Below are 14,750 nucleotides of genomic sequence, written 5' to 3' on the forward strand. Positions count from 1 at the left end.
ACTAAATGAGAGTAACACAAACGATGCTGACGAAAACGAATATCGGACACTTATCGTCAAGCTACCAAAAATTAAGCACATTACAAGAGCAATTGATCAGCGGTAAAAAAATCCAACGTCCCTCGGAAGACCCCGTCGTCGCGATGCAAGGAATCCGTTACCGGACAGAAGTCCGTGAAGTCGAACAGTTCAAAAAGAACGTCAACGAAGCGACAGGTTGGATGGACTTAACCGATTCGGCACTGAACGAAGTGACGTCAGCGATGAGTCGTGTTCGTGAATTGACGACGCAAGCAGCAACGGATACGTATGACGCGACACAACGAAAAGCAATTCAAAGTGAGGTCGGGCAGCTGATTGAACACATCGGGACACTCGCCAACACGAAATACAATGAAAAAGTCATCTTCAACGGAACGAAGACGGATCAACCGTTCGTTTCGATGGAAGGTCTAAAAGAGTATTTAGCGACGCCTGGTAAGTCTGTCGATACGGTCTTTACGGACGGGAACCCGGCCGGTAAAGACAGCGAAGTAATCCGCTATGAAGTGTCGTCAGGAATCGAAGTCCAGGTCAATGTCTCGCCGACGAGCGTGTTTAGCGCAGAGACGTTTACAACACTAAAAAAATTATATGATGCGCTTGGTGGTGTCTCAGACACGGGAGCCGTCGATAGCTCAAACAATGGAGCCGAGTTGTCAGGGATGCTAAAGGATTTAGACACGATGCTGAATCAAACGGTCGAGACACGAGCGGATCTCGGAGCACGCGTCAATCGTCTTGAACTGAATGCGTCACGCCTTGAAGATCAAGAAATCATCGCGAAATCCGTCATGTCGGATAACGAAGACATCGAAGCGGAAAAAGTCATCATGGAACTCAAATCGTACGAGACGCTTCACCGGGCCGCACTCAGTGCCGGTGCGCGAATCATTCAACCGACACTACTCGATTTCCTACGTTAAGGAGGTGACGGGAGATGAACCTTCCGCATCTTGAAATGCGTCAAACGTCTGCTAAAATCGGTATCAATACGACACGGGCGACGCTTGAACAACACCAACAACAAGCGTCCTTGTCAATCGAGCAACCGAAAGGCGAGCTGTCGCTCGAAACGGTCGCGGCACGACTCGAAATTGATTCATCCCAGGCATGGATTGAAATCGGACGAATCCCGGCATTTGAATCCGTTCAGCGTTATGCTGATTACGGACGACAAATGGGACAACAGGCAGTCGGGCGGGCAGCAGCTGAAGGGGATCAGTTGATGCGGATCGAGCAACGGGGAGATGCCGTTGCTCGCATCGCGACATCCCGGCAAGCGCCACCGGCAGAAGTGACGACGCTCGGCTTTACGCCACGCAGTCTCGACCGGGTCAAAATCAATTACACACCGGCAGAGGTGCGTGTCAACTATACGGCGCAAAAACCGCAAATCGATGTTGAGATACATCGACCGGAATTAAACGTCACGCCAGGCACGACAGAAATTTACCTACGGGAACAAAATCAACTGGATATGTGGCCGGTCGGCGGCATATTCGATGGGGAAGGATAATCACATGCATATCGAAACAGATTTTTTTGGAACGGTTCAAATCGAGGAAAGTGAAATCATCACGTTCGCTTCCGAAGTACCCGGTTTTCCAGAGGCACGTCGTTTTATCTTATTACCGTTCGGAGAAGGCATTCCGTTCTGGTCCTTCCAATCGATTGATCAAGCAGAATGCGCATTCGTCGTGACGAATCCGTTTTGGATTGATCCGGAGTATGTCTTTGAATTACCAGAATCAGCGAAAGAACAACTCGGTATCCAAGATACGGCACAAGTCGCTGTCTATACGACGGTCACGTTACGTGAGCGGTTCGAGGAGTCGACGACGAACTTACGCGCACCGTTCGTCATGGAGACGAAACGTCGGCAAGCGAAACAGGTCATCCTTGATGAAACGTATTCAAACCGGCATGTGATTGGTAGTCTAACGGAAGTAGGTGGTCGCTGATGCTCGTCTTAAAACGTAAAACGGGGGAAGCGATTCAAATCGGGGATGACATCGAGTTGACGGTTCTTGCAATCGAAGGGGACCAAATCAAACTTGGAATCGAGGCACCACGTCACATCGACATCCATCGGAAAGAAATTTATCTTGCAATCCAAGATGAAAATGCGGAAGCATCTCGCAGTACCGGATTGATGAGTCAGTTGTTAAAACAGCGTTCTGAATAATGAGGTGAACTTCTTTTGTGCGCACGCGACCAAAAGAAGTTTTTTTCATTTCCACGAAAAAAATGCTCATTCCTTTCGAATCGTGTATAGTAATGTAGAGAAAAGAAACCTTTTTAGACAAAGAGGGAGTGTAAGAAATGAATGAGACGAAGCAGCTGAAAAAAGATGCGAATCGTGTACTAAAAGCGACGAGCCGAACCTTTTATATACCAATCAGTCGCCTATCGCAAGAACTGCAAGAGGCAGTCGGGTCTGCCTACCTGTGCATGCGTGCGATTGATGAGATTGAGGACCATGAAGACTTGCCGACAGACGTCAAGACGACGCTCCTTCGGGAGACGGCCCTCCAGATGCGTGGAACGTTTTCGGGTGCTGCTTATCAAGCATTGATTGCACCGTATGCGAATCAATTGCCGGAAGTGACACTTCGTCTTTCAGAATGGATTGCTTACTGCCCGAGTGGTATCCGAGCGAAAGTCCTTGAATCAACGGCAGAGATGGCAGAAGGGATGGCTGTCTGGGCAGAGCGTGACTGGACGGTCGAGACGGAAGCTGATCTTGATGAGTACACCTATTATGTTGCAGGACTTGTCGGTGTCATGTTGTCAGATATTTGGTACTGGAAAGCGGGTATCGTCACGGATAAACAACAGGCGATTGGTTTTGGTCGGGGACTCCAAGCAGTTAACATCTTACGGAATCAACAAGAAGATGCAGAACGCGGTGTCGGGTACTTCCCACCCGGTTGGACGACGGAGACGATGTTTACGTACGCGCAGGATAACTTGGCAGAAGCGGACCTGTATCTCGCGTCGATTCCGAAAGAGACGACGATCTACGAGTTTTGTAAGATTCCACTTGCCCTCGCACATGGAACGCTGGATGCGCTCGCTCGGGGAAAAGAGAAGCTCAGTCGACCAGAAGTCTTGAAAATCGTCGGAAGTGCGGTTTTAAAACGATAATGAACTGACTAAAAGAGAAACACTTACACATGACGCTTGGCAGGATGAGGCGTGTGGGTAAGTGTTTTTTGTCGTTAGCAGGAGTCCAGAACTTTAATGTTCTGCCGCGGTTTCTGAACAGTGTAGTAGCTGGGTTTAAACGTGTGGACAACGTGCAATCGGGAGAGAAGGCGTCTTCCTTGTTCGTTGTTCCTTAATCCCCACGGACAACGAGCAGGGTCTTGTCTGACTTTGAAAGTGCGTTAAAAACGTACTCAGACTGTAGACAACGTGTAATCGGGAGAGAAAGCGTCTCTTTTTTCGTTGCTTTCCTCGGGCGAGGCGCAAGCCGTTGCTCTTTGGTCCTTACGGACAACGAGCAGGGTCTTGCCTGCCTCTGAAAGTGCGTTAAAAACGCACTTTTTCCCGTAGGAGTCAACGAAACGTGACGCTTTTTAGGTAATACCGTGACAGAAATCCAGGCATGCAGGCGGTTTAGAGCGCAATCCGTCTCGAATCGCTTAGAACCGCGAAAAGCAATCGGTCGCGACCCTGCAGCTTTGCTGTAGCGGCGCGGAAGATTGCCGCTTTGAAGACGAGGCGAGACAGGGAAGCGCGAACGGATCGCATCTCGTTATAGCATGTTCACGCTTCATAAGCATTTGTCTAAGGTCTGAGCGTAGTCGCCGTGTTTTTCTCTACTTCGAATCATTTTAGTGAAGTCGTCCCAAACAAAAAAGAGTCTAACCTACTGATACAAGATCAGCTTGGATTGACTCTTTTTTCTGGATTAAGAGATTGAAGGTACAGCGACTGTTCCTTAATTAAAGAGTTGCTGCGATTATTGATGTGAAATCATTTGATGTCTTCTAAATAAGATAGGACCTTGTCTTCATAGGCTTTGCGGTCATGGGCATAAGACTGGACATGTCCGCCGTTTTCCGTCACATAAAGCTCAGAATGTGGCGCCGCTTTTTGAAGGCGCATGCTTTCCGTGACCGGAATCGCATCATCGTCCTTGCCATGAATCATCAGGATGGGAAGATCAATCCGTCGAATCGCTTCAATCGGTTTGACACGTTCCGGGTTCAGCCCTGTCAGTGGAGGCGTCACTTGCAGGATGACGGGTGTGAACGGGAAGTTCGGCAACCCGCTCCAGACGGGGAGGTTCGTTTCTAAATAATTTTCTAAATCACTGAACGGACTATCCGCGATGACACCGGCGACATCTGCTTTTGGAGCCGTGACAAGGGCAGTCGAAGCGCCCATTGAGATACCATAAAGAACAACCGGCTCTGAAGCACGTGATTTGGCATAGCTGACAGCTGTCAGCAAGTCATCTTGTTCTTTTGCCCCGACCGTGACACGTTTTCCTTCCGAGATCCCGGACCCGCGGAAATCAAATGTTAAGACGTTATAGCCGGCATCATGAAATTTTTTGAAGAGCGGGAAGATGGGGACATCCGTCTGTTCCCGGTTTTTCCCATAGCCGTGAGCAAAGACGATTGTCAGTTTCGCATCCTCACTCGGAATCCACCAGCCGGATAGCCGCGTGCGATCTTTTAGCGAGCGGAAGGAGACGTCTTCATAAGCCAGTTTTTCTGCTTTTTTAGGATTCGTCGTCAATGCTTCCCGTTCCGGTTTCGTTAAGGACGAACCGACATAAGCAGAAATTCCGACGAGAGCAATCAACAAAAGAACGATGACGAGGATCAATCCCCCGATGATTTTCTTGCGATGTTTCTTCAACAACGGCGCGACTCCCTTTCTCGAACAACTGTGAATTAATGAATATCTTTTTTCTTGAAGCGGCCACCGTGGACGTCATGAATGTTGCCGATGGCGATGAAGGCCTGTTCGTCGAAGTCGCGGACGATTTCTTTTAATTTCGTTTCTTCGAGCCGGCTGATGACACAAAAAATGACTTTCTTATCATCTCCGGAAAAGGATCCTTCTCCGTGTAAGTACGTCATGCTCCGACCGAGCCGGTCCATGATGGCAAGGCCGATTTCTTCGTAGTTCTCAGAAATGATCCATACACTCTTTGATTGATCGAGTCCGTCAATGACGACATCAATTGTCTTGAAGGCAATGAAATACGTAATCAGCGAGTACATCGCCCGGTCCCAACCGAAGACGAATCCGGCTGCTCCGAGGATGAAGACGTTAAAGAACATTACAATTTCACCGACGGAAAAGGGGGTCGAGCGACTGAAGGAAACAGCAAGAATCTCCGTTCCGTCGAGCGATCCACTGGCCCGGATGACGATACCGACGCCAATTCCGAGAATTAAACCACCGAAGACGGTCGCAAGGAGATCGACGTTCGTCATCGGTCCGATGCCTTCGAGTAATTTCGTCGCGACCGCCATGATGAAAATTGCATAAAGCGTAGACAGGGCAAAGGTCTTACCAATCTGTTTATAACCAAAAAAGATGAACGGGATATTTAAAAAGAAGAGCCATAATGCAAGTGTCGTATCCGTCAGTTTTGACCCAATGATGGAAATTCCGACAATCCCACCATCGATGATATTATTCGGAACAAGGAATCCTTTCAAACCGATTGCGAAGACGATGGCACCAATCGTCAATAACAAAAGGCGGCGTATAAGTTGCCATTTCGTCGTTCGTCGGTGAGCTTTCGTTTGGATCGCACCACTCATCGAATTCCCCCTTTTTGAAAAGTGTTTCTGTGTTTACTATAACAAAAAAGCACTAAGGCATGCGAGAGCAACCTTAGTGCGAATAATTAGATAAACGGTCGAATTGATTGGAAAAACCGTAAAACGAGTTCTGCTTCCGAAGTGTTCGTATAGGCACCGATATATTGTCCATGTTCGAAACCGATGACGGTCAGTGTGCAGCTGACAAGTTGTAACCCTTCGGATAAACGGACTTCGAAGGTCGCTGTGTTTAAAGGCAGCGGGACTTCTGTTGTGAAATAGAGGTGGCGTGTATCCGTCTGATGCGCATGAATGTCCGAATAATCGAAATCCAGCGCCATTTCATGGTGCGTCAACATCTTAATTTTCCCTTCAATCGAAAAACTGGGAGTACCTTCACTTGTCAGGGCGCAGGCTTCAATCGGATACAAAATTTCCCGTAACAAATAACTTTGCATGATTTCTGTTGAAACAGGACGACTGAACAAATATCCTTGAATGTTCGGACAATTGAGGTCACGGAACGTTTCCAGCTGTCGTATCGTTTCAATACCTTCTGCAACGACGGAAAGATTGAAGACGGACGCCATATAAAGAATGCTTTTAACAATGGCCTGTGCTTTTGCGTCATCAGCAATGTGCGTTGCAAACTGACGGTCAATCTTGACGACATCAATCGGATATCGCTGTAAATAAACCATCGATGAGTAACCTTTACCAAAGTCATCCAATGCAATTCGAACACCGAGGTGACTTAAGTGTTCGAGCATACGGTTCGTGTTCGGGTCTTCCATAATAAGTGCTGCTTCCGTGATTTCGAGTTCAAATAAATGAGGGGATAAATTGTATTTTAGCAATGCCTGCTCAATCTGATGTTCAAAACCGGGAATCAAGAAACGTTTTGGTGAGACGTTCACTGAAATTGGAATAAGATTTGAACCGGCCCGTGCCCAAGAGTTCATTGCTTGGCATGCGGTCTCAATGACCCAGTCGCCAATTGCAAGATGAAGTGAGCTTTCCTCAGCAAGGGGGATGAAGTCATTTGGCGGAATCCGTCCCCATTCTGGATGTTGCCAACGGATTAAAGCTTCAAGTCCAATGATTTTTCCGGTCCAGCTATCGACTTTCGGTTGGTATTCAAGGAATAGCTCGTTGCGTTCAATGGCATAGTGTAAGTCTTGTTCGAGTCGGTAACGTCTGTAGTAATCGATGTCAAGATTCGAAGCGTAATGATGAAACGTACTGTGATCTTCCCGTCGTGAACGGCGTAAAGCAGTGTAGGAATGTTTTAGCAGTTCAATCGCATCCTGACTGTCTCCCGGGAAACGACTAACCCCAGCAGAAATACGGGCGAACAATTCATACGGTTCAATCAAAATCGGATTTGCCGAGAGTGCGAGCAGTTTTTCCGCACAGGAAGTAATGTCATCACTGTAACTGGAGGGTACGAGCATGGCATACTCATCTCCCCCAAGATGGCCAAGGAATACTTCTTCCGGTTTAGTGATCGACAGAATGCGACTCGTCGCTTGTAACCATTGATCACCGGATGCATGGCCGAACGCGTTATTGATTTCAGAAATCCGGTTGAAGGAAACCGAAAGAACGGAGAAAGATTGATCGTTCTTCATCCATTCCTCAATGGTGTCCGTTAATAATTGACGGTTCGGCAATTCGGTGATTGCATCAATCAATGCGAGTTGCTGCAGCCGTTCCTCATACTCTTTTTGAAGCGTGATGTCATGCATGATACTGTTTGAATAGGCAATGTTCCCATCCAGGTGGAAAACAGGTAACTGTTGATCTTCAATCCATTTCCGTCGTCCATCTGGAAAGCGGAGACGATATTGAATCGTTCCGGATTTTCCAGAAAGCAGTTGTTGGATAAAATGTTTCATCGCCAGGTGATCCCGTTCGTCTATTCGCTCGAATAGCCATTTTTGACTTAAGCACAAATCCTCTGGCAATTCTTCAAAAATTTGAAGAAACCCCTGGGAGTGGAAGAGGACTCGGCCAGTAGAAGGGTCGATTTGCGAAATGGCTGCATCAAGCGCTTCGTAAATTTCACGTGTCTGTTCCCGTTCAAGCGTTAATTGGCGTCGCGCTTCGTTGACTTCCGATAAGTCATACAGGATAACGGAAATTAGTTCATTGTTTTCCGGGCGGCGAAATGCTTTTAAGCGTAATAATTGATATCCGTTTGAGGCATTTAAGACAGAAACCTCTTGTTCAAACATCTCCACTTCACAATCAATGAGTCGCTCCATATTAAACAGAAGCGGGTCAAAATCGCGCGGGTGAATGAGGTTATGTAACTGTTCGCGTGATAATGTCCCCAACTCGTCAGATGAAACGCCTAAGTAATTTATCAAAGAGGCGGAATGTTCGATGCTCCTCGTAGAAGGATCGTAATGGAAGACAACAAGTTCTGGAATGTGTTCCGTTAGTTCGAGCTGTGATCGAATTTGAACAACATCTTCTTCAAGTTGTTTTTCTCGAGTGATATCACGTGCGATCCCGTATACACCAATGACTCGATTATCTTGAAGAATGGGCATGTTCGTAATCTTTAAGGTCAGCCGATAATGATCGTTATGGAGGCCTTGGGCGGTGTAGTGAACGGTCTCTCCTGTAAGAGCACGTTCAAAAAATGCTGTGACTGCATCAATTTGTTCAGGGGGATTAAATACTCCAAAGTGTTCATACAGTGTTTCCGTGGAATACCCAAGCATTGCAGGCAATTTTTCATTGAAATATATGATTTCACCAAGATGGTTAAAAAAGAAAATCGCATCCGCGTTTTGATGGAAAAAGAATTCTGCGCTATCGGGATGTGAGAGTTCTAATCCACCAATGAATAGAGGGGATGTCGATGAACGACTTAGTCGTTGCATAGCGTCGAAAAAAGTCATAGCTATATCTCCTCACTAGAATGTAATTCAAGAATCTGTAATCCTATTTCTAGTATCGGTTCTAAGTGGCGACAATTGCAATTAAAGTTCGAAAAATAGACTGTTTTTTCAAAAAAAGAGAATCGGAATATCAAAAAACAAATAAAAGAACAGGTACAGAAGCACCTGTTCTTTTTGAATGGATTAAATGGCAAGATCGACAGATGTCTCGCTTGCATTCGGGTCCGTTGATTGATCCGTATTCTTTTCGTTCATTCCGTGGTGACGACCACCTTGTCTACCATCGCGTGGTCCTTGCTTAAGGTCGTCATAACTTGAGACCTGATCCGCACGTTCTTGCATCCGTTCCTTCATCGACGTCGCTTGTTTTTCTGTGATGGAACCGTCTGCTAGTTTCGCATCAATTGCAGCCGTTTGAGCGGTGAGGACTGCTTGCTCGAAGTCGTCGAAGGCGATATCGTTCGCTTCCGCAAATTCAGGAAGTGCTTGATCGGCAGCTTCGAATTGCGCTTCATCGAGTTTGAGACTCGCTAAGACCGTTGCAGTCGTGTCACCGAAGACGTCGCGTGCTCCGCCGTCACGTTTGCCTTGTCCTTGTTTTTCCCGATCCGGCAACTCGTCATAACTCGTCATGTCTGAGAACTCTTCCGTCATCCGTTCTTTAATCGTCGTCGCCTGTTTTTCCGTCATCTTACCGTCTTTGACGAATTGGTCAAGTTGTTCTGATTGTGAGGCGATGACCGCTTTTTTGTAGTCGGCGAACTGGATTGATTGGGCTTTCGCGAACGCGGCGAGTGATTGGTTTGCAGCATCGAAGTCCTCTTGATTTAAGTTAAGTGCGGCAAGGACATCTGCGACGAGTTCTTTATTAAAGAAACCGCCCTTGTTACCGTGACGTTGCCCTTTAGGCTGCTGTTCTTTCAATTCGTCATAGCTCGAGACTTTGCTGAAGCGCTCCGTTTGACGTTCTAACATATCAGCGGATTGTGTTTTCGTAAGATCCCCTGACGCGACAAGACTAGCAAGTTGTTCTTTTGTTGCTGCAAGTTCAGCGGCTTTGTAGTCGGCGAACGAGATGCCTTTTTCTTCTGCAAGCTCAGCGATCGATGTCTTCGCTTCCCGTGCTGTTTGTGCCTCGTCTTCTGTGATGCCGAGTTTATCTAAGAGGATTGTAACGTCCATTTTTTTCATACCTTCGAAGTGATGACGCTCGGATTTCGTTTTCGATGCATCGCTATCATTTGTTGCAGCGAGAGCAGAAGCTCCTCCTACTGTTAATGCGCTGATTGTAAGTGCGGTGATCCATTGTTTTTTGAATTTCATGGTTGATCACTCCTTTCACCTTGTATGTTAGCGTGGATCGAAAACGAAGTTGTGAGGAAGTTGCAAAGAAATTGCCAAGAAAAGCAAATCGGCTGGAAAAGGCGGTACACTAAGCATGTGGAGGGATAACGATGAATATTTTATTGATTGAAGATGAAGTAAAGTTAGCGCACGTGACAGAACGTTTTTTACGGCACCACGGATATGAAGTGACACTCGCGATGTCGATTGGACAAGCGAAGGACGCCTTAAGCAAAACGACGTTTGACGCGGTCCTCGTCGATGTTCGACTCCCGGATGGGGACGGCTGGTCGCTCGTCCCGTCGATTAAAGCAGTCGCTATGCCGCCCGTCGTCTTCATGATGACGTCGCGTGGTGAAGCGGATGACCGTGTATTCGGACTTGAGCTCGGAGCAGACGATTACCTCGTCAAACCTGTCGTCTTGAAAGAACTGACGATTCGGCTCGAGCGGGCGCTGAACCAGCGTCCGAAAGACACCGCCTTCCGGTTGGGTGATTTAACACTGGATCCGAAAGCGCGTCTCGTCAAAAACGGCGAGCAGTCGCTCAGTCTGGCGAAGATGGAGTTTGAGCTGTTGACATACTTCGTCGAACATATCGGTGAAGCACTCAGTCGCGATCAAATCCTGGATGATGTCTGGGGATATACATTCGGTGGCGATACCCGGACCGTCGATACGCACGTCAAACAATTGCGTGATAAGTTACCGACGATCAAACAACAGTTAAAGACGGTCCACCGGGTCGGATATCGACTGGAGGCGATGGAATGAGTAAATTGATGCGGAAGTTTTTACTGGCGGTCGTCGCACCGCTCCTCGTCATGGGTAGCTTGAGTTTTGTCTTGACGGCGGTGCTCGTCAATCGGTTTGCGGAAGACGAACGCTACAGTCAACTCGCACGTGAAGCAAATATCATTCAAGAAGCGATCGACGGCAATCAACCGCTTCCCCGTGACATTCAAGGTTTCATCACGATCGACGGACAAACGCAACGCCTCGGTGGACGAGGACCGCAACCGGTCAACTTACCGGCGCTCGAGAAGTTGCAGCAACAAGACGTGATTGATGTCCAGAATCAACGTTTGTTGACCTATCAGCTGAAGGAGGGGGACACGGTCATCACGACGATTCGGAATGCACCGCTCGCGAGTAGTGCGTTGAACGGTGTCTACTTGGCGATTGGTGTCGCGCTCCTCGTGACCTTGTTGCTTGCGACAGGACTTGCTTATTATATGGGACGACAGTTCACGCGGCCGATCGTCAACTTACGGTCCGTCGCCCAGCAAATCGGAGCAGGAAAAAAAAGCGTCCCGCTACCCGAACGACCGAATGATGAAGTCGGTGAGTTAATTGCTGCCGTCGATGAGATGCAGGAACAACTCCTCCAAAAAGAAACGTTGCAAAAGTCATTCATCGCCGGTATCACCCATGATTTGCGGACGCCGCTCGCAATCATCCGCAACGAAACGGAGGCGCTCGCAGCAGGAGTGATTCCGCTAGACGAACTACCGGATGTCACGGACAGCATCATCGAGGAGACGGATCGCCTCGGCCTATTGATTGATGAGACGCTCGTCTACTCGAAGCTTGCCGGAGGGATGATGCCGCTCGAACGGATTGAGACGCGACTAGATGACCTGGTGTTCGATACGGTCGGACGGTTAGAGGCGACGTTTGCGAAGGAGGGGGTGGCACTTTTCGCTGAAGCTGTGCCCGTCACGCGTCGTGTTGACAGGCACATGTTCGAACGGGTCCTCGTCAACTTCCTGATGAATGCCCACGCGGCAGCTCCGCCTGATAGCCGGGTCATCATTCGGCTGACGGAGACTGAATTGACGGTCGAGGACGCGGGGCATGGTGTCCCGGAGTCCGACCGGGCGACGATTTGGGATTTATACGTCAAACAAGACGGCAGTTCCGGGCACGGGCTCGGGCTTGCGATTAGCCGCTTGATTCTCGACAGCCATGAACTGGTCTATGGCGTTCGAACGAGTCCGCAAGGCGGAGCGTGTTTCTTTATTCGTCTATAATGTAAAAACAGCCCCGTTCCTCGTCGAGAGGAGCGGGGCTGTCAGTGCTTATTTTGATTCGTTTTCGTGGACGAGACTCGGTTTGACGAGTGTATAGAATTCATCACTCATGCCGACACGGCTGCCCATTTGGCAAGCGAGTTCGAGTGTCTCTTGGTAAAATTTCGCGACGAGGCTGTGGTTTTTGATGTGCATGTCTTTCATCGCTTTTTCGACGCCGAGGACGACTTTCGCGATTTGGTCATCTGCATCATTACGGACAGGGACGACGTTTTCCGGGAGGTCGACTTCTTTATCGTGTCCGTTGAAGCGGAACGAAGCGCCGAATCCAAGATGCTCGAGGAAGAAGTGCGGTAACAATTTGCCGGCGAAGAATTGATGCCATTCCGATTCTTTCATCGCGTCCATATCCCGTTTGAAAGAAGTCGTTGCGAGTGCATAGCGGTCATGTGTATCTTTCATGAACTTCTCGAGGATTGGTACCTGCATCGCGAATGAGTTCTTGAGCAGATTATCGAGCTGTTCTTGTGTTAATTGTTCTTGTTCAGCCATCCTTTTAACCCCATTTCGTTTCGTTACTCTTATCGTAAGAAATTTAGACAATTCCGTCAAATCTTTTTCGAGAATAAGGTTTACCTATTGTACGAAAGGGAATTTTACTATTATCGCATACATAAAGGAGGAATCAGCATGAAACGAATCGCAATGACAGGACTATTAATCGGGGCATGTCTGATTCCGGTGACGGCCTTTGGTGCGACGAACGTCTCTTATCAAAAAGGGATGGTTCAAAACAAACAGCTTGGTTATACCGTCAAGGCGACAGAGACGCTGAAGAAAGCGATCGCGCAAGACAAAGTCGAGCTGATCAAAAACAAGACGGTCAAGACGAAGTACGGTACCGTCACGCGAAGTGGAACGTTTTCGCTCTATTATAAGGTGAAGGGAAAAGATCAGTTGCTCGTCAACTTGAACTATGAACCGAAGAAACTGTCGGAAAAACAGTTCGACCGTCAAGTCGGGTACGGCACGTATCTTGGGACGAAGGGCAATAAAACGTACTATTATGTCCAACCGACGGAAGCCGTTAAAGGTGCGGTCGGGAACAAAACAATCGAACGCTTGATCACATATCACGTTCCGCGGATGATGAAAACATTTAAACTGCAGTAAGCATTAGCTTTTGCTAGTGCTTCTTTTAGTGGTTCGCTATAGTAAAGATTGAGGTGAAGAGAGATGGAATTTACAGTAACGAAAGTCTTACAAACGACAGATGTCTTGCAACTTGAGAAATGTGTCAACGATCATGATGGAATTGAATTGAAGGTGGCGGCAGATTATGTCGGCGAGAATGATTTTGCTGTCTACGACGGCTCAAAATTGATTGGCTACCTGCAAGCCTTCGCGTATCTACCGACAGAATGGGAAGTCAACGTCTTCGTTGATCCCGATTACCGGCAGCAAGGGATTTTTAAATCGCTCGTCGAAACGGCGGCTGGCGTAGCGCGCGAAACGGGCGCGGAAGCCTTTACGTTCGTGATTGATGATGCAAGTCAATCCGGTAAAGCAGTCTTGGGCAAGCTTGGGGCAGAGTACCGGATGACGGAATACAATATGGTGCTGAAAAAAGCGCAATTGTTCTTAAAAGCAGACCCTGATTTCGAATTACGCGAAGCGACGGCATCGGACCGTCCGTTCATCGTCGAGACGCTCGGACAGTCGTTCGGAAATACAGCGGACGAGGCGGAAGCGATTTATCAAGCGATTGAGACAGAGGATCGCGTCACGTATGTCGGTGTGGCGAACGGTCAGCCGGTCGGTGTCGTCCGTGCATATTTAGCATCCGAGACACAAGCGAGCATCCATGCGTTCGCCGTTCGTCCGGAAGCGCAGGGCAATGGCTACGGGAAGAAGATGTTGAAACTGATGGTCCAAGCGATGTTCCGGACAGGTCGAACGCAGCTTGAACTCGATGTCGAGACGGATAACGCACGGGCACTGGATCTCTATAAAGATGCCGGATTCGTCGTTGGCCGCGGTTATCAGTTCCACGTGCTTGAATTATAAGAAGGTTGAACGAAAGTCCACGGGAGTGGGCTTTTTTTGTGAAATCGTATAGCAAGCATAGACCTTAGGTCTTACTACTCTCTAAGAAAATAGAATATCGTTTCTGATCGTCCGCTGGCGCGCTTTCCTCGGGCCGAACGCAAGCCGCGATCGGCTTTTAGCCGACCGGGTCTCGCTTGTTCCTGACGGAAGGGACGAGCCCTTCCTTTTCCCGCAGGAGTCGCGCCCGGACGATAGGAGCATAAGCAGCTTAACGTAAAGTCTAATGACCGGGCTTTTTTTATGAACTCGTATAGTAAGCATAGACCTTAGGTCTTACTACTCTTTTAAAAAAATAGAGTATCGTTTCCTATTGTCCGTTGGCGCGCTTTCCTCGGGCGGAACGCAAGCCGCGATCGACTTGCAGCCGACCGTGTCTTGCCTGTTCCTGACGGAAGGGACGAGCCCTTCCTTTTCCCGTAGGAGTCGCGCCCGGACGACGGAAACTGTTTTGTTAGGAATCCAGTGATAAGGAGAGAAGGAAACCGCTGAAAAAAATAAGTTCATAATCTAAAGGAAGTC

14 protein-coding genes are annotated in these 14,750 nt (G+C 48.2%); 9 read left to right on the forward strand and 5 right to left on the reverse strand.

The genetic code is table 11. The annotated features are described in order from the left end of the window. The first annotated feature begins 5 nt into the window (after nt 1-5). From flgL to KNQ02_RS00950, 5 genes are all read left to right on the forward strand, one after another. Entirely contained in the window at nt 6-965 is a 960-nt protein-coding gene (gene flgL / locus KNQ02_RS00930; RefSeq protein WP_029331458.1) for a flagellar hook-associated protein FlgL, read from the forward strand. A 14-nt stretch (nt 966-979) separates the two neighbouring features. Then, nucleotides 980-1,558, forward strand: a complete 579-nt coding sequence (locus tag KNQ02_RS00935) for a DUF6470 family protein (RefSeq protein ID WP_088837790.1) — start codon at nt 980-982, stop codon at nt 1,556-1,558. Nucleotides 1,559-1,562: 4 nt separating this feature from the next. Continuing rightward, nucleotides 1,563-2,003 (forward strand): flagellar assembly protein FliW, encoded by a 441-nt coding sequence (gene fliW, locus KNQ02_RS00940; protein ID WP_251135015.1) that lies wholly within the window; start codon nt 1,563-1,565, stop codon nt 2,001-2,003. Next, the gene (csrA, locus tag KNQ02_RS00945) at nt 2,003-2,227 is read left to right on the forward strand and encodes a carbon storage regulator CsrA (protein ID WP_214807180.1); all 225 of its coding nucleotides are present in this window, start codon (nt 2,003-2,005) and stop codon (nt 2,225-2,227) included. The genes fliW and csrA overlap by 1 nt, the downstream gene beginning before the upstream one ends. A 137-nt stretch (nt 2,228-2,364) precedes the next feature. Next, entirely contained in the window at nt 2,365-3,189 is an 825-nt protein-coding gene (locus KNQ02_RS00950; protein ID WP_214807181.1) for a squalene/phytoene synthase family protein, read from the forward strand. Nucleotides 3,190-4,023: 834 nt separating this feature from the next. Here the strand turns inward: KNQ02_RS00950 and KNQ02_RS00955 are convergent. From KNQ02_RS00955 to KNQ02_RS00970, 4 genes are all read right to left on the reverse strand, one after another. Beyond that, nucleotides 4,024-4,920, reverse strand: a complete 897-nt coding sequence (locus KNQ02_RS00955) for an alpha/beta hydrolase (protein ID WP_088837787.1) — start codon at nt 4,918-4,920, stop codon at nt 4,024-4,026. Between the two features lie 32 nt (nt 4,921-4,952). Further along, nucleotides 4,953-5,834: a YitT family protein gene (locus KNQ02_RS00960; protein ID WP_088837786.1), complete on the reverse strand. Its 882-nt coding sequence runs from the start codon at nt 5,832-5,834 to the stop codon at nt 4,953-4,955. Nucleotides 5,835-5,920: 86 nt separating this feature from the next. Further along, entirely contained in the window at nt 5,921-8,746 is a 2,826-nt protein-coding gene (locus KNQ02_RS00965) for a sensor domain-containing protein (protein ID WP_214807183.1), read from the reverse strand. 183 nt (nt 8,747-8,929) lie between these two features. After that, nucleotides 8,930-10,069 carry a hypothetical protein gene (locus KNQ02_RS00970; RefSeq protein ID WP_214807184.1) on the reverse strand — a complete coding sequence of 380 codons (1,140 nt, stop codon included), beginning with the start codon at nt 10,067-10,069 and terminating at the stop codon, nt 8,930-8,932. Between the two features lie 131 nt (nt 10,070-10,200). On the opposite strand from KNQ02_RS00970, the gene KNQ02_RS00975 reads away from it, so the two are divergent. Both KNQ02_RS00975 and KNQ02_RS00980 read left to right on the forward strand, forming a co-directional pair. Next, complete coding sequence (locus tag KNQ02_RS00975) at nt 10,201-10,863, forward strand: response regulator transcription factor (protein WP_088837783.1); 663 nt, start codon at nt 10,201-10,203, stop codon at nt 10,861-10,863. Continuing rightward, nucleotides 10,860-12,122 (forward strand): HAMP domain-containing sensor histidine kinase, encoded by a 1,263-nt coding sequence (locus tag KNQ02_RS00980; RefSeq protein ID WP_214807185.1) that lies wholly within the window; start codon nt 10,860-10,862, stop codon nt 12,120-12,122. The genes KNQ02_RS00975 and KNQ02_RS00980 overlap by 4 nt, the downstream gene beginning before the upstream one ends. A gap of 48 nt (nt 12,123-12,170) precedes the next feature. On the opposite strand, the gene KNQ02_RS00985 is transcribed toward KNQ02_RS00980, so the two are convergent. Further along, on the reverse strand, nt 12,171-12,674 hold the full coding sequence (locus KNQ02_RS00985) for a hypothetical protein (protein ID WP_029331436.1): 504 nt from the start codon (nt 12,672-12,674) through the stop codon (nt 12,171-12,173). 138 nt (nt 12,675-12,812) lie between these two features. Here KNQ02_RS00985 and KNQ02_RS00990 point away from each other — a divergent pair, with 138 nt between their 5' ends. Further along, nucleotides 12,813-13,295 carry a hypothetical protein gene (locus KNQ02_RS00990; RefSeq protein WP_214807186.1) on the forward strand — a complete coding sequence of 161 codons (483 nt, stop codon included), beginning with the start codon at nt 12,813-12,815 and terminating at the stop codon, nt 13,293-13,295. A gap of 63 nt (nt 13,296-13,358) precedes the next feature. After that, a complete protein-coding gene (locus tag KNQ02_RS00995) occupies nt 13,359-14,189 on the forward strand; it encodes a GNAT family N-acetyltransferase (protein WP_029331434.1) in 831 nt (276 codons plus the stop codon). Nucleotides 14,190-14,750 lie beyond the last annotated feature (561 nt).

It is taken from the genome of Exiguobacterium sp. s102, assembly GCF_018618635.1.
GTDB lineage: Bacteria > Bacillota > Bacilli > Exiguobacteriales > Exiguobacteriaceae > Exiguobacterium_A > Exiguobacterium_A oxidotolerans.

Bases quoted from the DNA above. Each gene is read 5' to 3' on its own strand.
- flgL (WP_029331458.1), top strand. From the start codon at position 6: ATGAGAGTAACACAAACGATGCTGACGAAAACGAATATCGGACACTTA.
- KNQ02_RS00935 (WP_088837790.1), top strand. From the start codon at position 980: ATGAACCTTCCGCATCTTGAAATGCGTCAAACGTCTGCTAAAATCGGT.
- fliW (WP_251135015.1), top strand. From the start codon at position 1,563: ATGCATATCGAAACAGATTTTTTTGGAACGGTTCAAATCGAGGAAAGT.
- csrA (WP_214807180.1), top strand. From the start codon at position 2,003: ATGCTCGTCTTAAAACGTAAAACGGGGGAAGCGATTCAAATCGGGGAT.
- KNQ02_RS00950 (WP_214807181.1), top strand. From the start codon at position 2,365: ATGAATGAGACGAAGCAGCTGAAAAAAGATGCGAATCGTGTACTAAAA.
- KNQ02_RS00960 (WP_088837786.1), bottom strand. From the start codon at position 5,834: ATGAGTGGTGCGATCCAAACGAAAGCTCACCGACGAACGACGAAATGG.
- KNQ02_RS00965 (WP_214807183.1), bottom strand. From the start codon at position 8,746: ATGACTTTTTTCGACGCTATGCAACGACTAAGTCGTTCATCGACATCC.
- KNQ02_RS00970 (WP_214807184.1), bottom strand. From the start codon at position 10,069: ATGAAATTCAAAAAACAATGGATCACCGCACTTACAATCAGCGCATTA.
- KNQ02_RS00975 (WP_088837783.1), top strand. From the start codon at position 10,201: ATGAATATTTTATTGATTGAAGATGAAGTAAAGTTAGCGCACGTGACA.
- KNQ02_RS00980 (WP_214807185.1), top strand. From the start codon at position 10,860: ATGAGTAAATTGATGCGGAAGTTTTTACTGGCGGTCGTCGCACCGCTC.
- KNQ02_RS00985 (WP_029331436.1), bottom strand. From the start codon at position 12,674: ATGGCTGAACAAGAACAATTAACACAAGAACAGCTCGATAATCTGCTC.
- KNQ02_RS00990 (WP_214807186.1), top strand. From the start codon at position 12,813: ATGAAACGAATCGCAATGACAGGACTATTAATCGGGGCATGTCTGATT.
- KNQ02_RS00995 (WP_029331434.1), top strand. From the start codon at position 13,359: ATGGAATTTACAGTAACGAAAGTCTTACAAACGACAGATGTCTTGCAA.